Annotated in this window: 19 protein-coding genes and 3 tRNA genes; 12 read left to right on the forward strand and 10 right to left on the reverse strand. The window is 47.0% G+C overall.

The features are described 5' to 3' along the window. Nucleotides 1-537: 537 nt before the first annotated feature. The 4 genes from HMPREF3047_RS06355 to rfbD all read right to left on the reverse strand — a co-directional run bounded on the left by HMPREF3047_RS06355 (nt 538) and on the right by rfbD (nt 5,386). Nucleotides 538-939 (reverse strand): hypothetical protein, encoded by a 402-nt coding sequence (locus tag HMPREF3047_RS06355; protein ID WP_070712700.1) that lies wholly within the window; start codon nt 937-939, stop codon nt 538-540. 57 nt (nt 940-996) lie between these two features. Then, the gene (locus HMPREF3047_RS06360; protein ID WP_070712703.1) at nt 997-1,491 is read right to left on the reverse strand and encodes a hypothetical protein; all 495 of its coding nucleotides are present in this window, start codon (nt 1,489-1,491) and stop codon (nt 997-999) included. Between the two features lie 31 nt (nt 1,492-1,522). After that, entirely contained in the window at nt 1,523-4,372 is a 2,850-nt protein-coding gene (uvrA, locus tag HMPREF3047_RS06365; RefSeq protein WP_070712705.1) for an excinuclease ABC subunit UvrA, read from the reverse strand. Between the two features lie 150 nt (nt 4,373-4,522). Then, entirely contained in the window at nt 4,523-5,386 is an 864-nt protein-coding gene (gene rfbD, locus HMPREF3047_RS06370) for a dTDP-4-dehydrorhamnose reductase (protein ID WP_070712707.1), read from the reverse strand. Between the two features lie 445 nt (nt 5,387-5,831). Between rfbD and HMPREF3047_RS06375 the strand changes: the two genes are divergently transcribed. The 4 genes from HMPREF3047_RS06375 to dld all read left to right on the forward strand — a co-directional run bounded on the left by HMPREF3047_RS06375 (nt 5,832) and on the right by dld (nt 12,515). Further along, nucleotides 5,832-7,274, forward strand: a complete 1,443-nt coding sequence (locus tag HMPREF3047_RS06375; RefSeq protein WP_283122353.1) for a calcium-binding protein — start codon at nt 5,832-5,834, stop codon at nt 7,272-7,274. A gap of 163 nt (nt 7,275-7,437) precedes the next feature. Beyond that, on the forward strand, nt 7,438-8,301 hold the full coding sequence (locus HMPREF3047_RS06380; protein WP_070460812.1) for a phosphoribosylaminoimidazolesuccinocarboxamide synthase: 864 nt from the start codon (nt 7,438-7,440) through the stop codon (nt 8,299-8,301). A 236-nt stretch (nt 8,302-8,537) separates the two neighbouring features. Beyond that, entirely contained in the window at nt 8,538-10,658 is a 2,121-nt protein-coding gene (gene pnp, locus HMPREF3047_RS06385; RefSeq protein ID WP_070712709.1) for a polyribonucleotide nucleotidyltransferase, read from the forward strand. A gap of 165 nt (nt 10,659-10,823) precedes the next feature. Continuing rightward, on the forward strand, nt 10,824-12,515 hold the full coding sequence (dld, locus tag HMPREF3047_RS06390) for a D-lactate dehydrogenase (RefSeq protein ID WP_070712711.1): 1,692 nt from the start codon (nt 10,824-10,826) through the stop codon (nt 12,513-12,515). A 60-nt stretch (nt 12,516-12,575) separates the two neighbouring features. Here the strand turns inward: dld and HMPREF3047_RS06395 are convergent, their stop codons facing one another. The 3 genes from HMPREF3047_RS06395 to HMPREF3047_RS06405 form a co-directional block, all read right to left on the reverse strand. Continuing rightward, a complete protein-coding gene (locus tag HMPREF3047_RS06395; protein WP_070712712.1) occupies nt 12,576-13,940 on the reverse strand; it encodes a sodium-dependent transporter in 1,365 nt (454 codons plus the stop codon). A gap of 783 nt (nt 13,941-14,723) precedes the next feature. Beyond that, a complete protein-coding gene (locus HMPREF3047_RS06400) occupies nt 14,724-15,407 on the reverse strand; it encodes a 16S rRNA pseudouridine(516) synthase (RefSeq protein ID WP_070712714.1) in 684 nt (227 codons plus the stop codon). 142 nt (nt 15,408-15,549) lie between these two features. After that, nucleotides 15,550-16,026 carry an NGO0322 family iron-responsive protein gene (locus HMPREF3047_RS06405; RefSeq protein WP_049348077.1) on the reverse strand — a complete coding sequence of 159 codons (477 nt, stop codon included), beginning with the start codon at nt 16,024-16,026 and terminating at the stop codon, nt 15,550-15,552. Nucleotides 16,027-16,367: 341 nt separating this feature from the next. On the opposite strand from HMPREF3047_RS06405, the gene dnaQ reads away from it, so the two are divergent. From dnaQ to HMPREF3047_RS06430, 5 genes are all read left to right on the forward strand, one after another. Next, nucleotides 16,368-17,105: a DNA polymerase III subunit epsilon gene (gene dnaQ, locus HMPREF3047_RS06410; RefSeq protein ID WP_070712717.1), complete on the forward strand. Its 738-nt coding sequence runs from the start codon at nt 16,368-16,370 to the stop codon at nt 17,103-17,105. Continuing rightward, nucleotides 17,102-17,788 carry a 2-C-methyl-D-erythritol 4-phosphate cytidylyltransferase gene (gene ispD, locus HMPREF3047_RS06415; protein ID WP_070712720.1) on the forward strand — a complete coding sequence of 229 codons (687 nt, stop codon included), beginning with the start codon at nt 17,102-17,104 and terminating at the stop codon, nt 17,786-17,788. The genes dnaQ and ispD overlap by 4 nt, the downstream gene beginning before the upstream one ends. Before the next feature lie 32 nt (nt 17,789-17,820). After that, entirely contained in the window at nt 17,821-18,300 is a 480-nt protein-coding gene (ispF, locus tag HMPREF3047_RS06420) for a 2-C-methyl-D-erythritol 2,4-cyclodiphosphate synthase (RefSeq protein ID WP_070712723.1), read from the forward strand. Between the two features lie 43 nt (nt 18,301-18,343). Further along, nucleotides 18,344-19,015 (forward strand): ribose-5-phosphate isomerase RpiA, encoded by a 672-nt coding sequence (gene rpiA / locus HMPREF3047_RS06425; RefSeq protein WP_003679072.1) that lies wholly within the window; start codon nt 18,344-18,346, stop codon nt 19,013-19,015. A 73-nt stretch (nt 19,016-19,088) separates the two neighbouring features. Beyond that, nucleotides 19,089-19,826, forward strand: a complete 738-nt coding sequence (locus HMPREF3047_RS06430; RefSeq protein ID WP_070585431.1) for a thermonuclease family protein — start codon at nt 19,089-19,091, stop codon at nt 19,824-19,826. 179 nt (nt 19,827-20,005) lie between these two features. Here HMPREF3047_RS06430 and HMPREF3047_RS06435 read toward each other — a convergent pair. The 3 genes from HMPREF3047_RS06435 to HMPREF3047_RS06445 all read right to left on the reverse strand — a co-directional run bounded on the left by HMPREF3047_RS06435 (nt 20,006) and on the right by HMPREF3047_RS06445 (nt 20,371). Then, a tRNA-Ser gene (locus HMPREF3047_RS06435) sits at nt 20,006-20,096 on the reverse strand. 63 nt (nt 20,097-20,159) lie between these two features. Beyond that, nucleotides 20,160-20,246 (reverse strand) — tRNA-Leu (locus tag HMPREF3047_RS06440). 38 nt (nt 20,247-20,284) lie between these two features. Continuing rightward, nucleotides 20,285-20,371: transfer RNA gene (locus tag HMPREF3047_RS06445), tRNA-Leu, on the reverse strand. A gap of 94 nt (nt 20,372-20,465) precedes the next feature. Between HMPREF3047_RS06445 and rnr the strand changes: the two genes are divergently transcribed. The 3 genes from rnr (at nt 20,466) to HMPREF3047_RS06460 (ending at nt 25,374) form a co-directional block, all read left to right on the forward strand. After that, nucleotides 20,466-22,946 carry a ribonuclease R gene (rnr, locus tag HMPREF3047_RS06450; RefSeq protein ID WP_141745177.1) on the forward strand — a complete coding sequence of 827 codons (2,481 nt, stop codon included), beginning with the start codon at nt 20,466-20,468 and terminating at the stop codon, nt 22,944-22,946. 81 nt (nt 22,947-23,027) lie between these two features. Beyond that, nucleotides 23,028-23,375, forward strand: a complete 348-nt coding sequence (locus tag HMPREF3047_RS06455) for an ArsC family reductase (protein ID WP_070585426.1) — start codon at nt 23,028-23,030, stop codon at nt 23,373-23,375. A gap of 145 nt (nt 23,376-23,520) precedes the next feature. Then, the gene (locus HMPREF3047_RS06460) at nt 23,521-25,374 is read left to right on the forward strand and encodes a SurA N-terminal domain-containing protein (RefSeq protein WP_070712725.1); all 1,854 of its coding nucleotides are present in this window, start codon (nt 23,521-23,523) and stop codon (nt 25,372-25,374) included. Nucleotides 25,375-25,410: the final 36 nt, after the last annotated feature.

The following is a 25,410-nucleotide window of genomic DNA, read 5'->3' on the forward strand; positions in this document are numbered from 1 at the left end:
CGTACCGCACACACCCTACGCGTTGGTTTTTAAGTTCCGAGTAATTCATAGGTAGGGTGTGTGGCGTAGCCACGCACGCGGTCAGTTGGGTATGCAGGCTACGGCTTGCTTTGTTGAAGTTGAGGTTTTCAGACGACATTGGAGGCCGTCTGAAAGCGTTCGCTTCAACGAAGTTAAAAGTTGAAACGGCAACCCGTTAATCAAGCAACCGCGTGCGTACCGCACACACCCTACGCGTTGGTTTTAAGTTCCGAGTGATTCACAGGTAGCGTGTGTGGCGCAGCCACGCACGCGGTCGGTTGGGTGTGCAGGCTACGGCTTGCTTTTTCAGTTTTCAGACGGCCATTTCTCATGCCGTCTGAAGGCGTTAATTTCGATTAAGTTAAAATTTACAGCAGCAAACAGTTAATCAAACTAACCGCGTGCGTGCGTACCGCACACACCCTACGCATTGGTTTTTAAGTTCCAAGTGATTCAAAGGTAGGGTGTGTGGCGCAGCCACGCACGCGGTTGGTTGGGTATGCGGGCTACGGCTTGCTAAGGCATATGTTCCACCCACCTGGCATATGTATTAAGATTAAAACAATTTTTTGCAATTTGTTGAATTTCATACTGAACATTATTAAATAAGTTTTCTACCCTATATTTAGTGGCAGCAGGATAGTATTTCAACCCCGATTTTGTATTCCATACAATAACAATTCTTACTGCATCGCTACTTATCTCTCTGGAACGATCAGTTCCTTTGTAAACAGAAGAATAGATTAAAATCCAGGCTGCTTTATTTCTTAAATTAAATTTATATACATACTCCCAGATTATGTTTGGAGAGTTACTTAATTCTTCAGAAACCTCCTCCCAATAAAGTAAATTACCTGTATTTGCAATATCACTTAAACATTTTTGAAACTCAGATTTCCAATACGGACGATATGTCATTGTTAGAGCCTTTTTAATAAAATAGATATTATTTAGTTGTAATGTGATTAGCATTAACTAGATATAATTAGCTACATTTTCAGCTTTTTGACAAAAGTCTTGCACATCGAATTCAACTATACTTGCAGGTATACGATGAAAATCACTAACTGAAAAAATAATAATATGCGAATTATCTGCTTCAATACGAAATTTCGCGTTTTCACGATGTTTAAATTTTGTTATTAGTTCCTCAAAACAAATATCACTATTTGGATTAGGTAAAATTGGTGTCGTGATAATTGATTGTCTTTCAGTTGCATTTGCTGGTTGATACACTTTCCCACAATCCTCACCTAGACTTCTTTGAAAATCTGAATTTCTAAAATTTCCATTTTTTCTATGGACATCTCTGATACGTAGAATTTCATTAACTATAAAATCAAAGCACTTGACTGCCTCCTCGCTAACTCTCGTAGCGTCATCCCGTGAATTATTTTTATAAAATTTAATAAACTCAGACGAACATACTCTTAGCTTATTAATGCTTTCCTTAATTTCAATACCAAACATATTTACCTCGTTCAATTAATAATATTAAGGTTTATCTTAAAACCATCTTCAAATACTTCCCAGTATAACTCCCCTTAACCTTCGCCACCTGCTCGGGGCTACCTGAAGCAATAATCTTACCACCTCCGTCTCCCCCTTCCGGCCCTAAATCCACAATCCAATCCGCGGTTTTAATCACGTCCAGATTATGCTCGATAATCACTATCGAGTTGCCTTTGCCTTTCAGACGACCTATGACTTCCAGCAGCAGGGCGATGTCGGCGAAGTGCAGGCCGGTGGTGGGTTCGTCGAGGATATAGAGCGTTCTGCCGGTGTCGCGTTTGGAGAGTTCGAGGGCGAGTTTGACGCGCTGGGCTTCGCCGCCGGAGAGGGTGGTGGCGGACTGGCCGAGGCGGATGTAGCCCAGGCCTACGTCCATCAGGGTTTGCAGTTTGCGCGATACGGTGGGGACTGCGTCGAAAAATTCGCGGGCTTCTTCGACGGTCATGTCGAGGACTTGGCTGATGTTTTTGCCTTTGTATTGGATTTCGAGCGTTTCACGGTTGTAGCGTTTGCCGTGGCAGACTTCGCAGGGGACGTACACGTCGGGCAGGAAGTGCATTTCGACTTTGATGACGCCGTCGCCTTGGCAGGCTTCACAGCGGCCGCCTTTGACGTTGAAGGAGAATCTGCCGACGTTGTAGCCGCGTTCGCGCGAGAGGGGCACACCGGCGAAGAGTTCGCGGATGGGGGTGAATAGGCCGGTGTAGGTGGCGGGGTTGGAGCGCGGGGTGCGGCCGATAGGGGATTGGTCGACGTTGATGACTTTGTCGAGGTGTTCGAGGCCGTGGATGTCGTCGTATGGGGCGGGTTCTTCTTGGGCGCGGTTGAGTTCGCGGGCGGTGATTTTGGCGAGGGTGTCGTTAATCAGTGTGGATTTGCCGCTGCCGGATACGCCGGTGATGCAGGTAATCAAACCGAGCGGCAGTTCGAGGGTTACGTTTTTGAGGTTGTTGCCACGCGCGCCTTTGAGGACGAGCATTCGGTCGGGATTGACGGGCGTGCGTTCAGACGGCACGGCAATGGATTTTTTGCCGCTGAGGTATTGTCCGGTAACGGAGTTTTCGCATTGGGCGACGTTTTCGGGGGTGTCGGCAATCAGTACGTTGCCGCCGTGTTCGCCCGCGCCGGGGCCCATATCGACGACGAAATCGGCTTCGCGGATGGCGTCTTCGTCATGTTCGACCACAATTACGCTGTTGCCCAAGTCGCGCAGGCGTTTGAGGGTGGCGAGTAGGCGGTCGTTGTCGCGCTGGTGCAGGCCGATGGAGGGTTCGTCCAACACGTACATCACGCCGGTCAGGCCGCTGCCGATTTGGCTGGCGAGGCGGATGCGCTGGGCTTCGCCGCCGGAGAGGGTTTCGGCGGAGCGGGAAAGATTCAGGTAATCCAGCCCGACGTTAATCAGGAAGCCGAGCCGCTCGGTGATTTCTTTGAGGATTTTTTCGGCGATTTGTTTTTTGTTGCCGTCCAAATCCAGCGTTTCGAAGAATTGGTGGGTTTTGGTCAGCGGCCAGGCGGAGACTTCGTGTAAAGGTTCGCCGCTGACGTAAACGTAGCGGGCTTCTTTGCGCAAACGTGCGCCGCCGCAGCTCGGGCAGGCGCGGTGGTTTTGGTATTCGCGCAGTTTTTCGCGCACGGTTTCGCTGTCGGTTTCGCGGTAGCGGCGTTCGAGATTAGGGATGATGCCTTCGAAGGCGTGGCTGCGGTTGAAGGTGGTACCACGTTCGGACAGGTAGGTGAAGTTGATGACTTCTTTGCCCGAGCCGTGCAACACGACTTTTTTCACTTTTTCCGGTAGGCTTTCCCAAGCGGCATTGACATCAAATTTGTAATGATGCGCCAGTGATTGAATCATTTGGAAATAGAATTGGTTGCGCTTATCCCAGCCGTCAATCGCGCCTGCTGCTAAGGATAATTCGGGATGGGCGACCACTTTTTCGGGGTCGAAAAAGTTGGTGTTGCCCAAGCCGTCGCAAGTCGGGCAGGAGCCCATCGGGTTGTTGAACGAAAAGAGGCGCGGCTCTAATTCGGGCAGGCTGTATGAACATACAGGGCAGGCGAAACGCGCGGAAAACCAATGTTCTTCGCCGCTGTCCATTTCCATTGCCAGCGCACGCTCGTTGCCGTGGCGCAGCGCGGTTTCAAAACTTTCTGCCAGCCGCTGCTTGATGTCCGCCTTCACTTTCACGCGGTCGATGACGACGTCGATATTGTGCTTGATGTTTTTTTCCAGCTTCGGCACTTCATCCAACTGATAGACCTCGCCGTCCACGCGTACACGCGCAAAGCCCTGAGCCTGTAAGTCGGCAAAGAAATCGACAAACTCACCCTTACGTTCGCGCACAGCCGGCGCAAGAATCATCACGCGTGTGTCTTCCGGCAGCTTCAACACAGCATCGACCATCTGCGACACGGTTTGGCTCGATAATGGCAGATTGTGTTCGGGGCAATACGGCATACCGACGCGTGCGTACAAAAGGCGCAGGTAATCGTGGATTTCTGTTACTGTACCGACGGTGGAACGCGGGTTGTGGCTGGTGGATTTCTGCTCGATGGAAATTGCAGGCGACAGGCCTTCGATCAAATCGACATCTGGTTTGTCCATCATCTGCAAAAATTGACGGGCATAGGCTGAAAGGCTCTCGACATAACGGCGTTGGCCTTCGGCATATAAAGTATCAAACGCCAGAGACGATTTGCCGCTGCCTGACAATCCTGTTACCACTACGAGCTTGTGGCGCGGAATGTCCAAATCGACATTTTTCAAATTATGTGTACGCGCGCCGCGGATGCGGATGGTGTCATTATCGTGTGAATGTTTGGGATGATGGTTGCACATGGTGTCAGGCCGTCTGAAAAATAAAATAAACGGCTATTGTAGCACTTTTCAAATGACAGACTGGATAGATAAAGCATTTGATATAAAAGAAACAAAGAGGCCGTCTGAAAATATGTTTTCAGACGGCCTTGATATAGATGGATCAGCTTATCAGTCGATTGTGCGGAGAATTTCGCGCAGGGCTTTTTGCCAGTCGGACGGTTTGATACCAAACTCGGTTTCGAGGCGTGAGCAATCCATAATGCTGTATGCCGGACGCGGAGCGGGCAGGGGGTATTGTTCGGTGGTGATTGCGTTCAGTTCCGGAATGCGGAAGCTGTCGTCTAATTGATGGGCCGTCTGAAAGATGGCTTTGGTAAATTCGTACCATGTTGCCGATTTGTTGCCACAGTAATGGAAGATGCCGCGTGGGGAAGTAGGCTGTTGCAATAAACTGATGATGGCATGAGCCAAGTCGCCTGCATAAGTAGGGCAACCGGTTTGGTCATGAACGATGGAGAGAGAATCACGTTCTTTGGCAAGGCGCAACATGGTTTTGACGAAATTGCTGCCGTATTCGCTAAACAGCCATGAGGTACGGACGATTGTACTTTCCGGATGCGCGGCTAAAGCCAAAAGCTCGCCCGCTACTTTGGATTGACCGTAAGTGCTGCGCGGATTGGTGTAGTCGGTTTCGCGGTAAGGGCGTTTGCCTTCGCCGTCGAATACATAATCAGTGGAAATATGGATAAAGCGGGCGTGTGCGGCGCGGGCGGCTGCGGCCAGGTTGTGAACAGCGGTTGCGTTGACGGCAAAAGCGGCCTCTGCGTTTTCTTCCGCTTTATCGACGGCAGTGTAAGCCGCGGCATTAACGATGGCATCTGGTTGGAAGTTTTTGATCATATGATGCACGGCTTCGGTATCGGTAATGTCCAGCGAAGTAGAGTCGGTAGCAATCAGTTCCCAATCTTCGGGCAGGCGGTCGCGCAGACAACGTGCAAGCTGGCCTTTGGCTCCGGTCAATAAAGTACGCATGGTTGAGTATCTCCTCTGATAGCTGTTGAATAGGTATTCGTGTCATTATAATGTAAATAAGACAAATTCACATTATTGGCGTAGAACAAAATGCAGAGGCGGCTGTATTTGGGCAAATTGTCGATATTATCTATCCATAATAATAACCACTTATTGGTATTATGTTTGTTTACTATAACTAGAGTTAAAGTTCAGCTCTTAACAAGATAGATAAAGGATCTATGCTGTTTGATAGATTGTGAATCAATGTTAATGTTTTTATTGTTTCTAGGATAATGGAATTTAAAAACAGGCGAAACTCCATCCTTTTATCGGCAAATTCTACCGTTTGATATTTTTGAGTAAATATTTTGAAAAATATTACTAAAATAATAATTGAGCAAGGGCGGAATTTGCTCGTTCCGTCAGCTCAATATCTTTATTAACTATTTTGGGAGTAATTATTATGGCATACTGTTACGGGGGGTATTATACTAGACCCCTGGTTAGTTCTTACTGCGCTCCTGCGCCTAAGGCTTCCTACTCTTCTTACTACTGCGCTCCTGCAGCAAAATCTTCTGTTTCTATCGGCAGCATTGCTAGCATTGCCAGCATCGGCGTGTCAGTAGTTAACGCGGTAACCGGTTTGGTTTCTGCTATTGCGGCTTTCTGCCCACCGGCAAAAACGCCTAACTACAAATGTGTTCCGGTTTGCCCACCTTACAACTGCGATCCAATCAAACCGATCCCATGTCCAAAACCACAACCTAAACCTCAGCCTAAGCCTCAACCAAAACCTGAGCCTAAACCTGAGCCACAACCAGAACCGCAACCAGAACCAAAACCTCAGCCAAAACCTGAGCCTAAGCCAGAACCAAAACCTGAGCCTAAACCAGAACCTAAGCCAGAGCCAAAACCTCAGCCTAAACCAGAACCGAAACCTGAGCCAGACTGCAAAGACTGTGTTGACGACCATAACCAAAACAACTCATACGGTCAGGAAGACAAAAACCCAGGTAATGTCATTCGAGCTGAAGACTGCAAAGACGGCAACGTTATCCGCGGTACTGATGCTAAAGATACCATTTATGGTACTGCTTGCGAAGACATCATCTACGGTGGCAACGGCACAGACGTAATTTATGCCGGTGCTGGTAACGACACCATTTACGGTGATGCCGACGGTGACTCTCTATACGGTGAAGAAGGTAAAGACTACCTGCAAGGTGGTGCCGGTAACGACTACCTGAACGGTGGTTCAGGTGCTGACATCATGCGCGGTGGCGACGGTAACGATGTTTATTTCGTTGACAATGCCAACGACCAAGTTATCGAGTACGGCAATGCACAAGCCGGTATCGATACTGTTCGTACCGTTATTGACTACACCTTGACCGATCACGTTGAAAACCTGTTCTTGCAAGGTATGCAAAACCTGAACGGTACCGGTAACTCTTTGAACAACAACATCGAAGGTAACGGCGGCAACAACCATCTGTACGGTTTGTCCGGCGACGACTGCCTGGTTGGTAAAGACGGTAACGACTACCTCGACGGTGGTGTCGGCAACGACATCCTGATCGGCGGTACCGGTAACGATACTTACTTCTTCGACAAAGGTTACGGTCACGACACTATCCGTGAGGAAAGCGGTAATGACACCCTGTTGTTCGGTAAAGGCGTTGCAGCTTCTGACGTATTGCTGAGCAAATCAGGTGCTAACCTGACTGTTTCTGTCGGTACTAACGACAGCATTACCATCGACGACTGGTTTACCGGTAACAATCACAAAGTTGAAAACTTCAAGTTTGCTGATGGTAGCACTTACCAAGTAACCGGCCACGGCGACTACTACTCTCTGTCTGCTGTGAACCATATCCAAGATCAGACTCAAGCTTCTGTAATCTGATAGGATGGTGATTTTCAGGGTTCTTCTCTAAAATCAACGGATAAGGCCGTCTGAAACCAAAATATAAGGTTTCAGACGGCCTTTATTTTGTAAACAATCTGACGAAAAATTCCAAATTGGGCTAAAATACCGTATTCTTCTGTCTACCTAAGAGATACCCGAAATGTCTGAAATCAGCTTGAAAAAAATCTACTCCGGCAAAGTCCGCGATTTGTACGAAATTGACGATAAACGTATGCTGATGGTTGCTTCCGACCGTCTGTCTGCATTCGATGTGATTTTGGATGATCCGATTCCGGGTAAAGGGGAGATTCTGACGCAGATTTCCAATTTTTGGTTTAAAAAACTGGCTCATATCATGCCTAACCATTTTACCGGCCATACGGTTTACGATGTTTTGCCAGAAAACGAAGCCAAAGTTTTAGAAAAACGCGCTGTTGTAGCTAAAAAACTCACTCCGGTGAAAGTGGAGGCTATTGTGCGCGGTTATCTGGCAGGCAGCGGTTGGAAAGATTATCAAAAGACAGGCTCTGTTTGCGGTATTCAACTGCCTGAAGGTATGCAGGAAGCGCAACAGTTGCCCGAAGTGATTTTTACGCCATCGACCAAAGCCGCAGTTGGCGATCATGATGAAAACATCAGCTTTGAAGAATGCGAACGCATCATCGGAAAAGAATTGGCGGCGGAGGTGCGCGCCAAAGCGATTCAGCTTTATACAGAAGCGGCCGAATATGCGAAATCTCGCGGTATTATCATTTGCGATACCAAGTTTGAATTTGGTTTGGATGAAGAAGGTACGCTGACTTTGATGGACGAAGTATTAACGCCTGACTCCAGTCGTTTTTGGCCTGCAGACCAATACAAAGTCGGCACCAATCCGCCGTCTTTTGACAAACAATTTGTCCGCGACTGGCTGGAGCAAAGCGGTTGGAATAAAAAAGCGCCTGCGCCTAAAGTGCCTGCCGATGTAATTCAAAAAACAGTCGAAAAATATCAAGAAGCATTGACTTTGCTGACTCAGGATTGATTTTTAAGTTTGAAGGCCGTCTGAAAAGGATATATTTCAGACGGCCTTTTTATTGTATAAATACTGGATTTTAAGGATGGTTGCCTTTATAATCGAGAGTTGTTTTCAGCGCCTTAAAGGCCGTCTGAAAGCTTGTTTATAACCTGCCGCACGGTCTGAAACCCTAACTATGCACATTCGGATTTTAGTGTGCATTATTAGTGTTTTAGCAGTGCGGTATTTTGAAAGGAACAATAATGTTCAATAAACACGTTAAGACCTTCCAATACGGTAATCAAACCGTTACTTTGGAAACCGGCGAAATCGCTCGCCAAGCCGCTGCTGCCGTTAAAGTATCCATGGGCGACACTGTTGTTTTGGTTGCCGTTACTACCAATAAAGAAGTGAAAGAAGGCCAAGACTTCTTCCCTCTGACTGTCGATTACCTCGAGCGTACTTATGCCGCAGGTAAAATCCCCGGCGGTTTCTTCAAACGCGAAGGCAAACAAAGCGAAAAAGAAATCCTGACCAGCCGTCTGATCGACCGTCCGATTCGTCCTCTGTTCCCTGAAGGTTTCTACCACGACATCCAAATCGTAGCGATGGTGGTGTCTGTTGACCCTGAAATTGATTCTGACATTCCTGCAATGTTGGGTGCATCTGCCGCGCTGGTGTTGAGCGGCGTACCGTTTGCTGGTCCGATTGGTGCGGCACGCGTTGGTTATGTAAACGGCGTGTACGTTTTGAACCCGACTAAAGCCGAATTGGCCAAATCACAATTGGACTTGGTTGTTGCCGGTACTTCTAAAGCCGTGTTGATGGTGGAGTCCGAAGCCGACATCTTGTCTGAAGAAGTGATGCTGGGTGCGGTTGTTTACGGTCACGATCAAATGCAAGTGGCCATTAATGCCATCAATGAGTTTGCCGATGAAGTCAACCCGGAAGTTTGGGATTGGAAAGCACCTGAAACCAATGAAGAATTGGTTGCAAAAGTACGCGAAATTGCCGGTGAAACCATTAAAGAAGCGTTCAAAATCCGTCAAAAACAAGCACGTTCTGCCAAATTGGACGAAGCTTGGAGTGCTGTAAAAGAAGCGTTGATTACCGAAGAAACCGACACTTTGGCAGCCAACGAAATCAAAGGCATTTTCAAACACTTGGAAGCCGATGTTGTCCGCAGCCAAATTTTGGACGGCCAACCGCGTATCGACGGTCGCGATACCCGCACTGTTCGTCCGCTGAACATTCAAACCGGCGTATTGCCGCGCACTCACGGTTCTGCACTGTTTACCCGTGGCGAAACCCAAGCTTTGGCTGTTGCAACTTTGGGCACTTCACGCGACGAGCAGATCATTGATGCGCTGTCCGGCGAATACACCGACCGCTTCATGCTGCACTACAACTTCCCTCCATACTCTACCGGCGAAGTGGGTCGCGTAGGTGCGCCAAAACGTCGTGAAATCGGTCACGGCCGTTTGGCTAAACGTGCATTGTTGGCCGTATTGCCAGAACCTGAAGATTTCAGCTACACCATGCGCGTGGTTTCTGAAATTACCGAATCCAACGGCTCTTCCTCTATGGCTTCCGTCTGCGGCGGCTGCTTGAGCCTGTTGTCTGCCGGTGTGCCTTTGAAAGCACACGTTGCCGGTATCGCCATGGGTCTGATTTTGGACAACAACAAATTTGCCGTTCTGACCGACATCTTGGGCGATGAAGACCATTTGGGCGATATGGACTTTAAAGTAGCCGGTACAACAGAAGGTGTAACCGCGCTGCAAATGGACATCAAAATCCAAGGTATTACCAAAGAAATCATGCAAATCGCTTTGGCTCAAGCCAAAGAAGCGCGTTTGCACATCTTGGATCAGATGAAAGCCGCCGTTGCAGGCCCACAAGAGTTGTCTGCACACGCGCCACGCTTGTTCACCATGAAAATCAACCAAGATAAAATTCGTGATGTAATTGGTAAAGGCGGCGAAACCATTCGTTCGATTACTGCTGAAACCGGTACTGAAATCAATATCGCTGAAGACGGTACCATCACTATCGCTGCGACTACTCAAGAAGCAGGCGATGCAGCGAAAAAACGTATCGAAGAAATCACTGCCGAAGTGGAAGTGGGCAAAGTGTACGAAGGTACTGTGGTTAAAATCCTCGACAACAACGTTGGTGCGATTGTCAGTGTGATGCCGGGTAAAGACGGTTTGGTACACATCAGTCAAATCGCCCACGAGCGCGTACGCAATGTCAGCGACTACCTGCAAGTAGGTCAGGTTGTGAACGTGAAAGCATTGGAAGTAGACGATCGAGGCCGCGTACGCCTGTCTATCAAAGCTTTGCTTGAAGCTCCTGCTCGCGAAGAGAAAGCAGCTGAATAATTTGATTGTTCAAGCTTGAAACAAAAGGCCGTCTGAAAATTTCAGACGGCCTTTTGTTTATTTAAAAGATGAGTTTAAAAAACGGGTTTTGCCTTTACTTTGATTGAACGGATTACTACAATGCTTGCAATCTAATAAATATATTAATCTCTCAAGGAGTATGCAATGAATGCTACACAATTAATCAGTCGGCTGACGCAAACCGTCGGCGAAAAATACATCATCACAGACCCGGCAAAAACTGAACAATACCGTCAAGGCTACCGTTTTGGCGAAGGTAAGGCGCTGGCAGTTGTCCGTCCGGGTACGGTGTTGGAAATGTGGCAAATTTTGCAGGCGTGTGTTGAGGCTGATGTTATCGTGATTACGCAGGCTGCCAATACCGGTCTGACCGGCGGCTCGACTCCTGACGGCAATGATTACGACCGCGATATCGTGATTGTGAATACCATGCGTCTGAACATCATTCAGCCGATTAACAATAACGAACAAGTTGTCTGCCTGCCCGGTTCTACCCTGAATCAATTGGAGCTGCTGCTGAAACCTTTAGGCCGTGAGCCGCACTCTGTAATCGGTTCGTCCTGTATCGGCGCATCTGTATTGGGTGGCGTATGTAATAACTCAGGCGGTGCATTGGTACAGCGTGGCCCGGCTTATACGGAAATGGCTCTGTTTGCACAAATCAACGAAGAGGGCAAACTGGAGCTGGTCAACCATTTGGGCATTGATTTGGGCGAAACCCCTGAAGAGATTTTGACCAACTTGCAAGGTTTTCATTATCAGCGAAAAGACATTACGCAAGATGCCGGCAAGGGCCATGACCATGCTTATTGCGACCATGTACGCAAAGTGGATGAGCCGACGGCCGCACGCTTTAATGCCGACCCAGCACGCCATTACGAGGCTTCAGGCTGCGCGGGCAAGCTGATGGTATTTGCCGTGCGTCTGGATACTTTCCCGCAAGAAAAACAAACTGCCGTGTTCTATATCGGCACCAATGACATCAATGAATTGACCGATATCCGTCGCGCCGCTTTGGGTGAATTTAAAAGCCTGCCTGTTTCCGGCGAGTATATCCACCGTGAGGCTTTCGATATTGCCGATGTATATGGCAAAGACACATTCTATGTGATTAAGAAATTCGGTACGCATCAATTGCCGAAATTGTTTGATTTTAAAGCGCGCGTCGATAGATTCGGTAAAAAAGTCAGCTTCCTGCCTAAGCATTTTTCCGATAAATTCATGCAGCTGGTCAGCAAAATTCTGCCGGATCATTTGCCTAAATCTATGCGAAATTATCGCGACAAATACGAACACCATTTGATCTTGAAAATGGGTGGCGAAGGCGTAGCAGAAGCGCGCACGTTCTTGAAAGAATATTTTGCAACTCATGGTGGCGCATTCTTTGAATGTAATGCCGAAGAAACGCAGGCGGCCATGTTGCATCGTTTCGCCGTGGCTTCTGCCGCGATCCGCTATCGTGCCGTGCATGATGATGAGGTAGAAGATTTAGTTGCGCTCGATATTGCCTTGCGCCGTGATGACCGTGATTGGTTTGAAACACTGCCGCCGGAAATCGACAATAAAATCATCCATAAATTGTATTACGGACATTTTATGTGTCATGTGTTCCATCAGGACTACATCATTAAAAAAGGCAACGACTGCATGGCCTTGGAACATGAAATGCTCCATCTGCTTGACCAACGTGGTGCGCAATATCCTGCCGAGCACAACGTCGGTCATCTGTATGAAGCCAAGCCTGCGCTGAAACAGTTCTATAAAAAACTTGATCCGACCAACAGCTTCAACCCTGGTATCGGTAAAACCAGTAAGAAGAAAAACTGGGCTGAATAAAGCATAGTCAAAACAAAGGCCGTCTGAACATTTCAGACGGCCTTTTTATATGTTTGTTTATCAGAACAGGTTGCTGATGAAAATCAGCAGAATCACCAACGGCACGAGGTATTTCACATAGGCAAACCAGATATTGACGGTGGTATGGTTGCCTTTGTAGAGCAATTCGTCCTTCGCTTCATCTTTCATCACGAAGCCAACAAATAAGGCAGAGCCAAGTGCGGTCAGCATAAACAGGATGTTGCCGCTGATATAGTCAAAGGCGTCAAAAATGTTTTTACCAAACACGGAAATATCTTTCCATGGGCCGTAGCTCAAGATGGACGGGATATTGCCGAAGATAAAAATCCCTGCCAGTACGATGGTAATCGCGGCTGCGCGGCGGATTTTGGTTTTCTCCTGAATAGTTGTAATCAACACTTCATAAATGGTCAGAGAAGTGGTCAGCGCGGCAATCAGAAGCAGTGAGAAGAAAATTACTGCAAACACGGGGCCTGCCCACATATTGGAGAACACGATCGGCAGGCTTTGGAACACCAACGTCGGGCCGGAGTTAGGGGCAACGCCAAAGCTGAAGAGGGAAGGGAAAATCATAAAGCCGGCCAACACGGCAATCAAAGTGTTGGTAATCGCGGTAATTACGGCCGTCTGAACCAGATCTTCATTTTTATCCAGATAGCTGGATAATGTAATCATCACGCCGAAACCCAAGCTCAAGGCGAAGAACACTTGTCCTAAAACGAAGACGAACAGTTCGGCAGTAATTTTGCTGAAGTCAGGTTTCAGATAGAAGGTAATGCCTTCCATTGCGCCCGGTAGGGTAACGTTGCGCACAACCATGGCAATCAGGAATAAAAACAGCAAAGGCATCAGGTATTTTGCCGCTTTTTCAATACCGCCGATCACGCCTTTGACCAAGATCCATTGGTTCACAACCACAAATAGGAAGGTGTAGAAAGCAATTTCCCAAGGGCTGTTTTCGATGTGTTCGGTAAAGAAGCTTTTGGTGACTTCGCCGGAAACAGGGCTGGAAATGTCCAAATTACCGCCGATGATATTGACGATGTAGCTGATAACCCAGCCGCCGAGCACCATGTAATAGGCCATGATGCCGAATGCGCCGAGCAGGCCCATCCAACCGACCAATTTCCAAACTTTGGCAACGGGTTTGCCATTCATTGTGCCGCCAAACGCATCCAGCGCGTTCACGCCTTTGCGGCGACCGATGACATTTTCCACCAAAATCATTGGAATACCGATGACCAGCATGGCGATACAGAACAAAAACACATACGCGCCGCCGCCGTTTTCACCAACCAAATACGGGAAACGCCATGTTGCGCCAAAGCCGACAGTCGCGCCGGCAACGGTAAGGATGTAAGTCAAACGGTTGGACCAGGTTTGACGGGGTTGATTGGAAGACATAAATACTCAGATGCATAAAAACAAAGACAACATTTTACCGCAAAGATTTAACGAATCTTGACTAAAGTCTGAAAAGAAAATTGGTTAAAAAAACCATGTAATGAAGAATTTTTAGTGGATTTATCTGGTTTGATTGGTATTGAAACCTGAAAACAGAGAATTTGGCTGAAGCGATATGAATGATTGAAAGAGCCGTAACGATAAAGGCCGTCTGAAAAGTGGGATATGGGAAAGGGTTGTTGTGAGGATATTGGATAGCACCAAAGTGTGCTTTCAAGAGTATGTCGGCAACAAAGATGGTATTTATCTAAGGCTGTCTAATAACATCCTGTAACCTTAGCTTGGATAGTCGCCGATAGGTTTTCTTTCTATAAAACGATTTGCCTGAAATGGGAATGGCACAGATTGATGCGGAAGAGACGAGAAAGAGAAAAGGAGTAATGGCAAGTTAATGAGTGGGAGATGAGGTCTAGCAATGATGGCTTCTTTAGATGAGAAAGGCCGTCTGAAAGTACATTCGTTTGGTTGCCAAATTTTAGATAAAAAAAACCATCTATACTAAGGGGAAAGTATAGATGGCCAAACACATTACGGGGAAAACGTCTTACTCACTTACTCACTTCTTTCGAAGCAAGTGTTACTCAGACAGGCGAATTATACAATAGTTCAGTCTTCACAGTGTTAAATTCTGTTAAATAAAAATAATAAGGTTTAGATGTTTGATTTTAAATAAATAAAAAATCCATATTGTTTAAAAATTTATCGAAAAAATTTGGAATTTTTTTAGATTTGGATAAATTTCCATTCTCCGGCGGCTAAATCATCGACATTCCAGTTGCCGAATTTCTCACGGTGGAGCTGCTCGACACGGTTGCCTGCGGCTGCAACCATGCGTTTGACCTGATGGTATTTACCCTCGGTAATGGTCATCATCAATGTGGTTGGGTCGGTCAATACTGCTTCGGCCGCGGCGACGGTTTCATTATCGTCATGCAGGAGGACGCCGTTTTTCAGCGCAGTGCAAAGGGTATCGTCGGCAGGATGTTTCAAAGTGACGCGGTAGAGCTTCGGAACTTTGTGTTTGGGCGAGGTAACGCGGTGGTTAAATTGGCCGTCGTTGGTAATCAGAATAATTCCGGTTGTGTCTGCATCCAAGCGGCCGACTGCCTGCATATCGATATTGCGCATGTGGTCGGGAAAAAGGCTGAAGATGCTTGGATATTGCTGAGGTTTGTGCGAAGTCTCGTAATCTGCAGGCTTATGAAGCAGGATATAAAAATAGGGCATGGGGACGGCGGCAATTTCTTCGCCGTCAACAGACAGGGTGTGCACTTGAGACGGATCAATATCGTCTTTGGCACGATTATGGATTTCGCCGTTGATGGCAATGCAGTCATTGTCTATCAGCCATTGGCATTGCTTGCGGCTGCCGAGGCCTTGCGATCGGATGTATTTGAGCAGTTGCATGGTTGAAAAGTAGGAAATGTTCAGACGGCCTTTATTGTACTGGAAAACCGGTGTTTAGGCCGTCTGAAAAGTAGGGGTAAAAAAATCGCCCCTTTAAAATTTTAAGGGGCGCAAAAGGAACACAAACCACTACCAAAAACTGTTACAGGGCAAATTCTCCTATTTGATGTGTTGCCGGATAAAGTGCTTTCATCAAGTCATGTGGTGAAAGCGAGAAATCTTTGCTGTTTGTCGTCAGACGGCCTTGCTGAGGCGTCAGCTCAAGCAATCGGGCGTTTGCCGACTGGATAAATTTGTTTTTCGTGCGCTGCATTTTTCTTTGCAGGGCGGAAACAACGCGGTTGTACAGACTGTCTTTTTGCTTGACTTCGCGTGTATCGGCAACCCAGCTCAAGCGTGTATTGCCGTCTTCATCTTCAATCAGCAGGATACCGGTTTCTGATTGGGGCGATTTGCCCATACAAGGGAGCCAAACATAATATCGGCCATCTAAAGTAATGAATACTGCGTCATGTACTTCGCATTCATCGCAACACTTGGTGGCGATCAAAGAGCGGATGGCTTGTTGGTGCAGTCTCAGAATATCAAGGGAGACTTGCTTAAAAATACTTTCGGGCATTTTCTTCTCCTTTCATTCTGTTGTGCGGTTGTTTTGTTTCGATGGGTTGTATTATACGGCGATTTTTTAAATTTGCAAATGATAATTGTTCCTATTATTTAATTTATACGTAAGATATTAATTATTAAAGAAATTAAATTTAAAAAATTTTTTAGAAATTGGGTTTTCTACTCAAAAATGTCGTAATAGATGGTCATTAGATGAAAAAAGAATAAAGGCCGTCTGAAAAAATCCAGCAATAAAAGGGTATTGCAAAAGCAGCTAAAGTTTTGCTGACTATACATTTCAGACGGCCTTCAGTATGATTCAGGACGTTTTGATAATTGCAGAAACCACTAACCATGAGCCAACGTCAGATTATCCTCGATACGGAGACCACGGGTCTTTATCCTGAAAACGGCGACCGTCTGGTCGAATTTGCCGGCTTGGAAATGATCAACCGCCAAATGACCGACTCCAACCTTCATTTATATGTCCACCCTGAGCGCGATATGCCGGAGGAAGCGGCGAAGGTGCATGGTTTGACGATTGAAGTATTGGAAGCGAAGAATGCGCCGCCGTTTGCTCAAGTGGGTAAACAGATTGCCGACTTTATACGTGGCGCAGAGCTGATTATCCATAATGCCAAGTTTGACGTCGGCTTTCTGAATATGGAATTCCGCCGCATGGGTTTGCCTTCTATTGAAGAACTTGGTTGCAAAGTGACCGATACGCTGGCCATGGCGCGTGAAATGTTTCCGGGGCAAAAGGCAAGCTTGGATGCGTTGTGTAACCGCTTTTCCGTTGACCGCAGCAAACGGGTCTTGCACGGCGCGTTAATCGACTGCGAGCTTTTGGGTGAAGTCTATCTTGCCATGACGCGTCAGCAGTTCGACCTGATGGGCGGCGAGGCGGAAGAAGAGGGCGAGGTCAAACAAACCGTTATTGCGGAAACCAAACGTACATCGCAGTTGAAAGTTATCAAAGCCAATGCGGACGAGCTGGGCGCGCATGAGAAATATTTGGACGATTTAGGCGAAGCGTGTGTATGGCGAAAGGACGAAACGCCTGATGAGGCCAATGCCGGAGCGTCAGCATGATGCGCCGCAATATCGCTTTGATTCCTGCTGCCGGTGTGGGAGCGCGATTTGGCGCAGGAAAACCTAAACAATATCTTGAAATCAATGGTAAAACTGTATTGCAACATACCATAGAAATCTTTGAGAAACACCCCCGCATAGATTTAATTGCCGTTATTCTTTCTCCGGAAGATTCGGTTTTTCAGACGGCCCTGTCTGAGAAAGTACGCGTCTTTCGAGTAGGCGGCGCAAGTCGTGCTGAAACGGTACGCAATGGTGTGTCCACTTTATTAAAGCAAGGTTTGGCCGAGGCGAAAGATAATATTTTGGTTCATGATGCCGCGCGCTGTTGCCTGCCGGCTGAAGCGTTAACGCGTTTGCTTGATGAGGCGGGTGAGAATGATGAAGGCGGTATTTTGGCCATACCGGTAGCCGATACGCTCAAGCGGGCAGATGGCAATCATCATATTGATGAAACCGTTGCGCGCGCAGGATTATGGCAGGCGCAAACGCCGCAGCTTTTTCAGACGGCCTTATTAAATCGCGCCTTATCGGTTGATGATTTGAGTGAGATTACGGATGAAGCGTCAGCAGTTGAAAAACTGGGTATCCGGCCGCGCTTGGTGCAGGGCGATACGCGTAATTTAAAATTGACGCTGCCGCAAGACGAATACATTGTCAGATTGTTGCTCAAGGCCGTCTGAACAATCAAAACCCATTATTTAAGGAAGCAAACATGAATATCCGTATCGGACAGGGCTACGATGTCCATCAGTTGGTCGAAGGGCGAGATTTGATACTCGGCGGCGTCAACATTCCGTTTGAAAAAGGCTTGTTGGGTCATTCAGATGCCGATGCGCTCTTGCATGCGATTACCGATGCCCTATTGGGTGCGGCCGGTTTGGGCGATATCGGCAGTCATTTTCCTGATACTGCCGCCGAATTCAAAGATGCTGATAGCCGTGTGCTGTTGCGTGAGGCTTATCAAAGCGTGCAGGCATTGGGTTGGAAGGTGGTTAATGTCGATACGACCGTGATTGTGCAAAAGCCAAAACTTGCGCCACATATTCCGGCAATGCGCGCCAATATTGCCGCAGATTTGGGTTTGCCTGCAAACTGCGTGAACATCAAGGGTAAAACCAACGAAAAACTTGGCTATCTGGGGCGTATGGAAGCCATTGAAGCGCAAGCGGCAGTATTGCTGATTAAAGCCTAAGAGCTTAAAATTACTTTATTATTCAAACTGAAAGACTGACAACATGGCAACTCAAGACGAACTTAAACGTATTGCCGCCGAAAAAGCGGTGGAATTTGTTCCTGAAAACGAATACATCGGTATCGGTACCGGCTCTACCATCAACTTTTTTATCGAAGCTTTGGGTAAAAGCGGTAAGAAAATCAAGGGTGCCGTGTCTACTTCTAAAAAATCCAGCGAGCTTTTGGCAAAATACGAGATTCCTGAAGTTTCACTGAATGAAGTGATGGGTTTGGCGGTTTATGTTGACGGCGCAGACGAAGTCAACCACGCGCTGCAAATGATTAAAGGCGGCGGCGGTGCGCATTTGAACGAAAAAATCGTGGCCAGCGCATCCGATAAATTTGTCTGTATCGCCGATGAAAGCAAATACGTTTCCCGTTTGGGTAAATTCCCATTGCCGGTAGAAGTGGTTGAAAATGCCCGTTCGCTGGTGTCGCGCAAACTGCTTGCGATGGGCGGACAGCCTGAGTTGCGTGTCGGTTATACTACTTTCTATGGCAATCAAATTGTTGATGTTCACGGCCTCAATATCGACCAAGCCCTGAAAATGGAAGACGAAATCAATAAAATCACCGGCGTACTCGAAAACGGTATTTTTGCCCGCGATGCCGCCGATGTGTTGGTTTTGGGTACGGCAGAAGGTGCAAAAGTCATCCTGCCTTGTCAGGATTAATGGAGATTAATCAATCTTAAAGGCCGTCTGAAAGTGCATCAGGTCTTTCAGACGGCCTTCAATTTGGCAAAATATGCAAATCAGTAAAATTATAAAATGGTTGCCCGTTGTTTTATCCGTGTTGGGCGCGCTTGGTTACAGCTCACGCGATACCGAGTTGATTCGTACAGGGGTAAGCGTTGCCGCAACATTGGCACAAGGTGATAATATCGGTTTGGAAAAGGTCAATGAATGGCTGGGGGAAAATGTCGTCAAAGCGACATCTGACACCAAAGCCGAAGATAAACCCAAACCGGAACAAAAACAGAAGTCATCGCGACAATCCTACACATACAACGGAAAAATCATCAAAATCCATGATGGCGATACCATGCACATTATCGATAGCGACGGCAGGAAACACAAAATCCGTATGGCCTATATCGATGCGCCGGAAATCAATCAGGCTTATGGTACGCAATCACGAGACAATCTGATTGATGCTGCATTGAATAAAAAAGCCAAAGTTCGCGTGTTTGAAGCCGACCGTTACCAGCGCGAAGTTGCACAAGTATCAGTCGGCACGATTGACTTGAATTTGATGCAAATACGGGATGGCGCCGCATGGTATTATGAAAGTTATGCCAAAAAACAACAAAGTAAAACCGCTTACACCGACTATTCGGCCGCACAAAAACAAGCCAAGGAAAAACGTAAAGGTTTATGGAAAAAAGACAATCCGCAAGTACCTTGGCAATTTCGCCATCAAAACCACGAGCAGCAGAACGGCAATAAAAAGCAATCTGATAAACAATGGTTTGGGATTTGGTAAGTTTTAAGAAAGAGGCCGTCTGAAAATTTTCAGACGGCCTTTAATCATTACAATTTAGTATAAGATAAGAATGAGTGGCAGGTTTATGATTAGAGGGTAATAGAAATAAAAGTATGGTGTAATATTTTTAAGAAGGGCGGATATGAAAAAAGACACCGTTAGTTGGTGTCTTTAGTATCTGGCAGAGAGGAAGGGATTCGAACCCTCGATACGCTATTCACGTATACACGCTTTCCAGGCGTGCGACTTAAACCACTCATCCACCTCTCTGTGGACTATTATCCTGACTTCTTATTCAGAATAATGTGAAAACTTAACTGATTGATTTATCAGTGGTGCCCAGGAGAAGACTCGAACTTCCACACCCGTGAGGATACTAGCACCTGAAGCTAGCGCGTCTACCAATTCCGCCACCTGGGCAATTTAAATTTTCTTAAGCAAAGAAGCACCAAATTATTTGGTGCCCAGGAGAAGACTCGAACTTCCACGCCCGTGAGGACACTAGCACCTGAAGCTAGCGCGTCTACCAATTCCGCCACCTGGGCTTTGCTTTATTCTTCAATTTAAGGTACAGTTGACTACCTGAACTGCGAAGAAGCAGCTATTATATATTTTAAAAAAAGAATGTCAACTATCAAAATGAACAAAAATACTAAATCTTTAAATTTACGAGAAAAAGACCCATATTTGGAGCGGGAGAAACAACGTTACGCTCATCCGTTGCCCAGCCGTGAATGGGTTATTGAATTATTGGAACAAAAAGGTGTGCCGACAAAGATCGAAGCTTTGGCACATGAATTGTCGATTACAGAAGATGAATATGAATTCTTCGAACGCCGTCTGAAAGCGATGGCGCGCGATGGTCAGGTGTTGATCAACCGACGTGGCGCGGTATGTGCGGCAGAAAAATTGGCATTGGTTAAATGCCGTGTCGAAGCGCATAAAGACGGTTTTGGTTTTGCCGTGCCGCTAACGCCGACAGGCGAGGGCGATTTCGTTTTGTATGAGCGTCAAATGCGCGGTGTAATGCACGGGGATATTGTTACCGTTCGTCCTGCCGGTATCGACCGCAGAGGCCGTCGTGAAGGTACGGTTTTGGATGTAGTGGAGCGTGCGCAGTCTAAAGTGGTCGGCCGTTTTTATATGGATCGCGGCGTGGCCATTTTGGAGGCCGAAGACAAGCGTTTGAGCCAAAGTATCGTACTGGAACCTGAAAGCGTGGCGCACTTTAAACCGCAATCCGGCCAGGTGATTGTGGCTGAAATTGAGACGTATCCTGAAGCGCATCGTCCTGCTGTGGCTAAGCTGATTGAAGTGTTGGGCGATTATGCCGACAGCGGTATGGAAATCGAAATTGCTGTACGCAAGCACCATTTGCCTCATCAATTCAGCGAAGCATGTGTCAAAGCCGCGAAGAAAATTCCCGATCATGTGCGTAAAACCGACTTGAAAGGACGCGTGGACTTACGCGATTTGCCTCTGGTAACCATTGATGGAGAAACTGCGCGGGACTTTGACGATGCGGTTTTTGCTGAAAAAGTCGGCCGCAATTACCGTTTGGTGGTGGCAATTGCCGATGTCAGCCATTATGTCCGTCCTGATGACGGAATTGATGTAGATGCTCAGGAACGCAGTACCAGCGTGTATTTCCCACGCCGTGTGATTCCGATGCTGCCGGAGAAGTTGTCCAACGGCATCTGCTCGCTCAATCCTGATGTCGAACGCCTGTGTATGGTGTGCGATATGGTGATTACTTATGCCGGCAATATCAAGGAATACCGCTTCTATCCGGCAGTAATGCGTTCGCATGCGCGACTGACTTACAATCAGGTCTGGGATTGGATTTCAGACGGCCAGGATCATCCGTTTAAGCAGCAAATCGATACTCTGTATCAGTTATTTAAAATCTTGCAGAAAAAACGTTTCGAGCGTGGCGCGGTTGAGTTTGAGAGCGTTGAGACTCAGATGATTTTTGACGACAACGGTAAAATCGACAAGATCGTTCCAGTCGTCCGCAACGATGCGCACAAATTGATTGAAGAATGTATGTTGGCGGCGAATGTTTGCGCGGCAGAATTTTTGCTGAAAAACAAACATACGGCTTTATTCCGCAATCACTTGGGTCCGACTCCCGAAAAACTGGCCACTTTACGCGAGCAGCTTGGTTTACTGGGGCTGAGTTTGGGGGGCGGCGATAATCCGACGCCGAAAGACTATGCTGCGCTTGCCGAGCAATTTAAAAACCGTCCGGACGCGGAGTTGTTGCAAGTGATGATGTTGCGTTCTATGCAGCAGGCGGTTTATGAGCCGCATTGCGACGGTCACTTTGGTCTGGCTTATAGCGCATATGCACACTTTACTTCGCCTATCCGTCGTTATCCCGATTTGACAGTACATCGTGCCATTAAGGCGGTGTTGAACGGACAAACTTACCAACCCAATAAAACCTGGGAGGCTTTGGGCGTGCATACCTCTTTCTGTGAGCGCCGAGCCGATGATGCCAGCCGCGATGTGGAAAACTGGCTGAAAACTTATTATATGCGCGACAAAGTCGGTGAAGTCTTCAGTGGCAAGATTTCGGGCATGACCAGTTTCGGTATTTTTGTAACCTTGGACGATATTCATATCGACGGCTTGGTACATATCAGTGATTTGGGAGAGGATTATTTCAACTTCCGTCCTGAAATTATGGCGATTGAGGGCGAACGCAGCGGTGTCCGTTTCAATATGGGCGATACGGTCACTGTAAAAGTCGCGCGTGCCGATTTAGATACCAGCAAGATTGATTTGACCTTAATCAGCGGCGGTTCAGTCGGTAAGAAACGCGGAGGTAGAAAAGCAAAACCTGTGAGTAAGCCGATAGCTGCTGACAAGTCTGTCGAAAAGCGTAAGCGTAAACTGTCGGCTAAAGAAATTGATGAAGCGTTGGCTGCTCCCATGAAGGCAAAGAAGAGCAAGGTGAAAAGTAAACCTGCCTCCAAGCCCGCTAAGCCAAGCAAACCTAAAGCTGCAGGCAAGAAAAAAGTGCAGGCGAAAACAGCTTCCGTCAAAGCCGGGCATAAAAATAACGCGCAAGGCAAAAGCGTGAAGATTAAAGTGAAGAAAGTTGCTAAGAAATAAGTGGCATTCAATTCAGGCCGTTTGAAAAGTTTCAGACGGCCTGAATTTGTGATTTTATGAATAAAACTAAGGATAAATAAGATGATAAAACTATACGGTATTCCCAATTGCGATACGGTTAAAAAAGCGCGCAGTTGGTTGGCGGAAAACGGCATCGAGTTTGAGTTTGTAGATTTTAAGAAAAACGCCCCGACTGCCGAATTGATTGATGGCTGGCTGGAGCAGGCGGCTTTGGAAATTTTGCTCAATAAAAGAGGTACGACTTGGCGCAAGTTGGATAAAGATGCGCAAGAATCTGCCGCCACAAAAGAAGGGGCGATTGCTTTAATGGTGGAAAATCCCAGCATCATCAAGCGGCCTGTATTGGTCAAAGAAGGACAGGTTCATGTCGGATTTTCAGTAGAAGCGTATCAGGAAATTTTCGGATAAGGCATTTTTAGGTTTTTAGGCCGTCTGAAAAAGCAAGCCTTGAAAAAATACGTTACAATACGCGCTTTGAGCCTGTTTTCAGGATTTTAAGATTTTTGCGGCAGCATTTTCCGGCTGCCACGCCAAACTTTTCTTTCGGATAAATATGTTCCATATTGTTGAAAAATATAAAACACCCGCCCAGATTGTTTTAGGTATCATCGGTTTGACCTTTATCGGATTCGGTGCCAATAATTTGTCTTCGCCGGGTTCTGATTACATTGTCAAAGTCGGGGATGAGAAGGTCAGCGAGCATGCTTTACAGATTGCGATACAAAATGAGCAGGCTGCCGGCAATAATGCGCCTTCGCGTGATGCGATATTCCAATCTTTATTGCAAAGAGCTTACCTGAAGCAGGGTGCCAAGCTGATGGGCATTGCTGTGTCTCAGGAACAAATTAAGCAAGTTATCGTGGATGATCCGAATTTCCATGATGCTGCCGGTAAATTCAGTCAGGATTTGCTCAAGAAGTATTTGGATCAGCGCAAAATGACCGAAGATCAGTTTGTTGAAGATATCCGCGAACAGTTCCAATTGCAAAATCTGTTGAATTTGGTGCAAAACGGCGCTTTGGTCAGCGATGTGCAAGCGCGTCAGTTGATTAACCTGACTCAAGCAACACGTACCATCCGTTCATTTACATTCAGCCCTGAAGCATTTGCGGCACAAGTAAAAGTAGATGATGCGGCTTTGCAAAAGTATTATGAAGCGCATAAGAAAGATTACTTGATTCCTCAAGCTGTTAAGCTGGAATATGTGGCTTTGAACATCAAAGATTTGGCTGACAAGCAAACCGTCAGTGCGGAAGAAGTACAAAAAGCTTACGACAGCAAAAGCGTAGATTTGTCGCCAAGAGCCGAAATTGCGCATATTTTCATTCCGGTTATGCCTAACGGAGATGAAGCAAGCAATGCGGAAATTAAAGCCGAAGTAGATAAAATGGCTGCAGAGCTCAAAGCGCACCCAGATGCTTTCGCCGAGCTGGCGGCCAAGTACTCCAAAGATTTGTCTAGTAGCAACAAAGGCGGCAATTTGGGCTACCTGAGTAAAAGCGGCGGCAGCGGCTTTGGACCTGAATTCGATAAAGCGGCATTTGCATTGGGCAAAGGCGAAGTCAGCGATACCGTTAAATCATCTTTAGGTTATCACATCATTAAAGTTTTGAATGTCGAAGCTGAGCCGACTTTGGAACAAGCCAAAGCGCGTATTGAAGCAGCCTTGAAACTGAAAAAAGCGGCTTCTGCCTTTAATGCCGCTAAAGAAAAACTGGGTGAAGATACCTTCAATGATCCATCTTCTTTAGCAAAAGCAGCCGCCAATTCAGGCTTGAAAGTAGAAAACTTGGATGAGTGGGTAACGAAAGCAGGCGCGAAGGAGGCCGGCTTGCCTGAAGCATTGATTAATGCCGCGTTTAGTGATGATGTACTGAAGAAAAAACACAATTCTGAAGTGATTGCCATCAACAACGAAACCGTTTGGGTCATTCGTGCGAAAGAAGTGCGCGAAGAGAAAATCGCACCATTTGCGGAAGTTAAAGACACTGTCCGTGCAGCATATCTGCGTTCTGAAGCCGCCAAACTGGCAGAGAAAAAAGCCCAGGAAACTTTGGCCGCATTGAAAGCCGGTAAAGCTGCCGATGTTCAATGGTCGCCTGTTTCTCAATTGAGCGCACAAGATGCACGTAAAACCATGTCTCCGGAGGCTTATGCAGCTTTGCTGAAAGCGCGTCCTGTCGGTGGCAAACCTGCGTATACATTGTTGGAAGGTATGCCTGCGCCGGTGATTATGGAAGTTCAGAGTGTTTCTGCTCCTGAAAACGCCGATTCACAGATTCCGGCTGCTAAACAGGCTTTGGTTCAGCAGCTTTCTGCCAATGTTTTCGATGCCTTGCTCCAGTATTTGGGTAAGAAAATCGATCGTACGCAAGGTGCACAACAAGTTAATAATGCTGCCGAATAAGCAGAATATTAGAGTAGGGCAGCCGGATGAATTCCG

The organism is Neisseria sp. HMSC075C10, assembly GCF_001815615.1.
Lineage (GTDB): Bacteria > Pseudomonadota > Gammaproteobacteria > Burkholderiales > Neisseriaceae > Neisseria > Neisseria subflava_A.

Coding starts and splice junctions, on each gene's coding strand:
- dnaQ (WP_070712717.1), top strand. CDS start 16,368: ATGAGCCAACGTCAGATTATCCTCGATACGGAGACCACGGGTCTTTAT.
- ispD (WP_070712720.1), top strand. CDS start 17,102: ATGATGCGCCGCAATATCGCTTTGATTCCTGCTGCCGGTGTGGGAGCG.
- uvrA (WP_070712705.1), bottom strand. CDS start 4,372: ATGTGCAACCATCATCCCAAACATTCACACGATAATGACACCATCCGC.
- dld (WP_070712711.1), top strand. CDS start 10,824: ATGAATGCTACACAATTAATCAGTCGGCTGACGCAAACCGTCGGCGAA.
- HMPREF3047_RS06355 (WP_070712700.1), bottom strand. CDS start 939: ATGACATATCGTCCGTATTGGAAATCTGAGTTTCAAAAATGTTTAAGT.
- HMPREF3047_RS06405 (WP_049348077.1), bottom strand. CDS start 16,026: ATGCCCGAAAGTATTTTTAAGCAAGTCTCCCTTGATATTCTGAGACTG.
- HMPREF3047_RS06400 (WP_070712714.1), bottom strand. CDS start 15,407: ATGCAACTGCTCAAATACATCCGATCGCAAGGCCTCGGCAGCCGCAAG.
- pnp (WP_070712709.1), top strand. CDS start 8,538: ATGTTCAATAAACACGTTAAGACCTTCCAATACGGTAATCAAACCGTT.
- HMPREF3047_RS06460 (WP_070712725.1), top strand. CDS start 23,521: ATGTTCCATATTGTTGAAAAATATAAAACACCCGCCCAGATTGTTTTA.
- rnr (WP_141745177.1), top strand. CDS start 20,466: ATGAACAAAAATACTAAATCTTTAAATTTACGAGAAAAAGACCCATAT.
- rfbD (WP_070712707.1), bottom strand. CDS start 5,386: ATGCGTACTTTATTGACCGGAGCCAAAGGCCAGCTTGCACGTTGTCTG.
- rpiA (WP_003679072.1), top strand. CDS start 18,344: ATGGCAACTCAAGACGAACTTAAACGTATTGCCGCCGAAAAAGCGGTG.
- HMPREF3047_RS06430 (WP_070585431.1), top strand. CDS start 19,089: ATGCAAATCAGTAAAATTATAAAATGGTTGCCCGTTGTTTTATCCGTG.
- HMPREF3047_RS06360 (WP_070712703.1), bottom strand. CDS start 1,491: ATGTTTGGTATTGAAATTAAGGAAAGCATTAATAAGCTAAGAGTATGT.
- HMPREF3047_RS06395 (WP_070712712.1), bottom strand. CDS start 13,940: ATGTCTTCCAATCAACCCCGTCAAACCTGGTCCAACCGTTTGACTTAC.
- ispF (WP_070712723.1), top strand. CDS start 17,821: ATGAATATCCGTATCGGACAGGGCTACGATGTCCATCAGTTGGTCGAA.
- HMPREF3047_RS06375 (WP_283122353.1), top strand. CDS start 5,832: ATGGCATACTGTTACGGGGGGTATTATACTAGACCCCTGGTTAGTTCT.
- HMPREF3047_RS06380 (WP_070460812.1), top strand. CDS start 7,438: ATGTCTGAAATCAGCTTGAAAAAAATCTACTCCGGCAAAGTCCGCGAT.
- HMPREF3047_RS06455 (WP_070585426.1), top strand. CDS start 23,028: ATGATAAAACTATACGGTATTCCCAATTGCGATACGGTTAAAAAAGCG.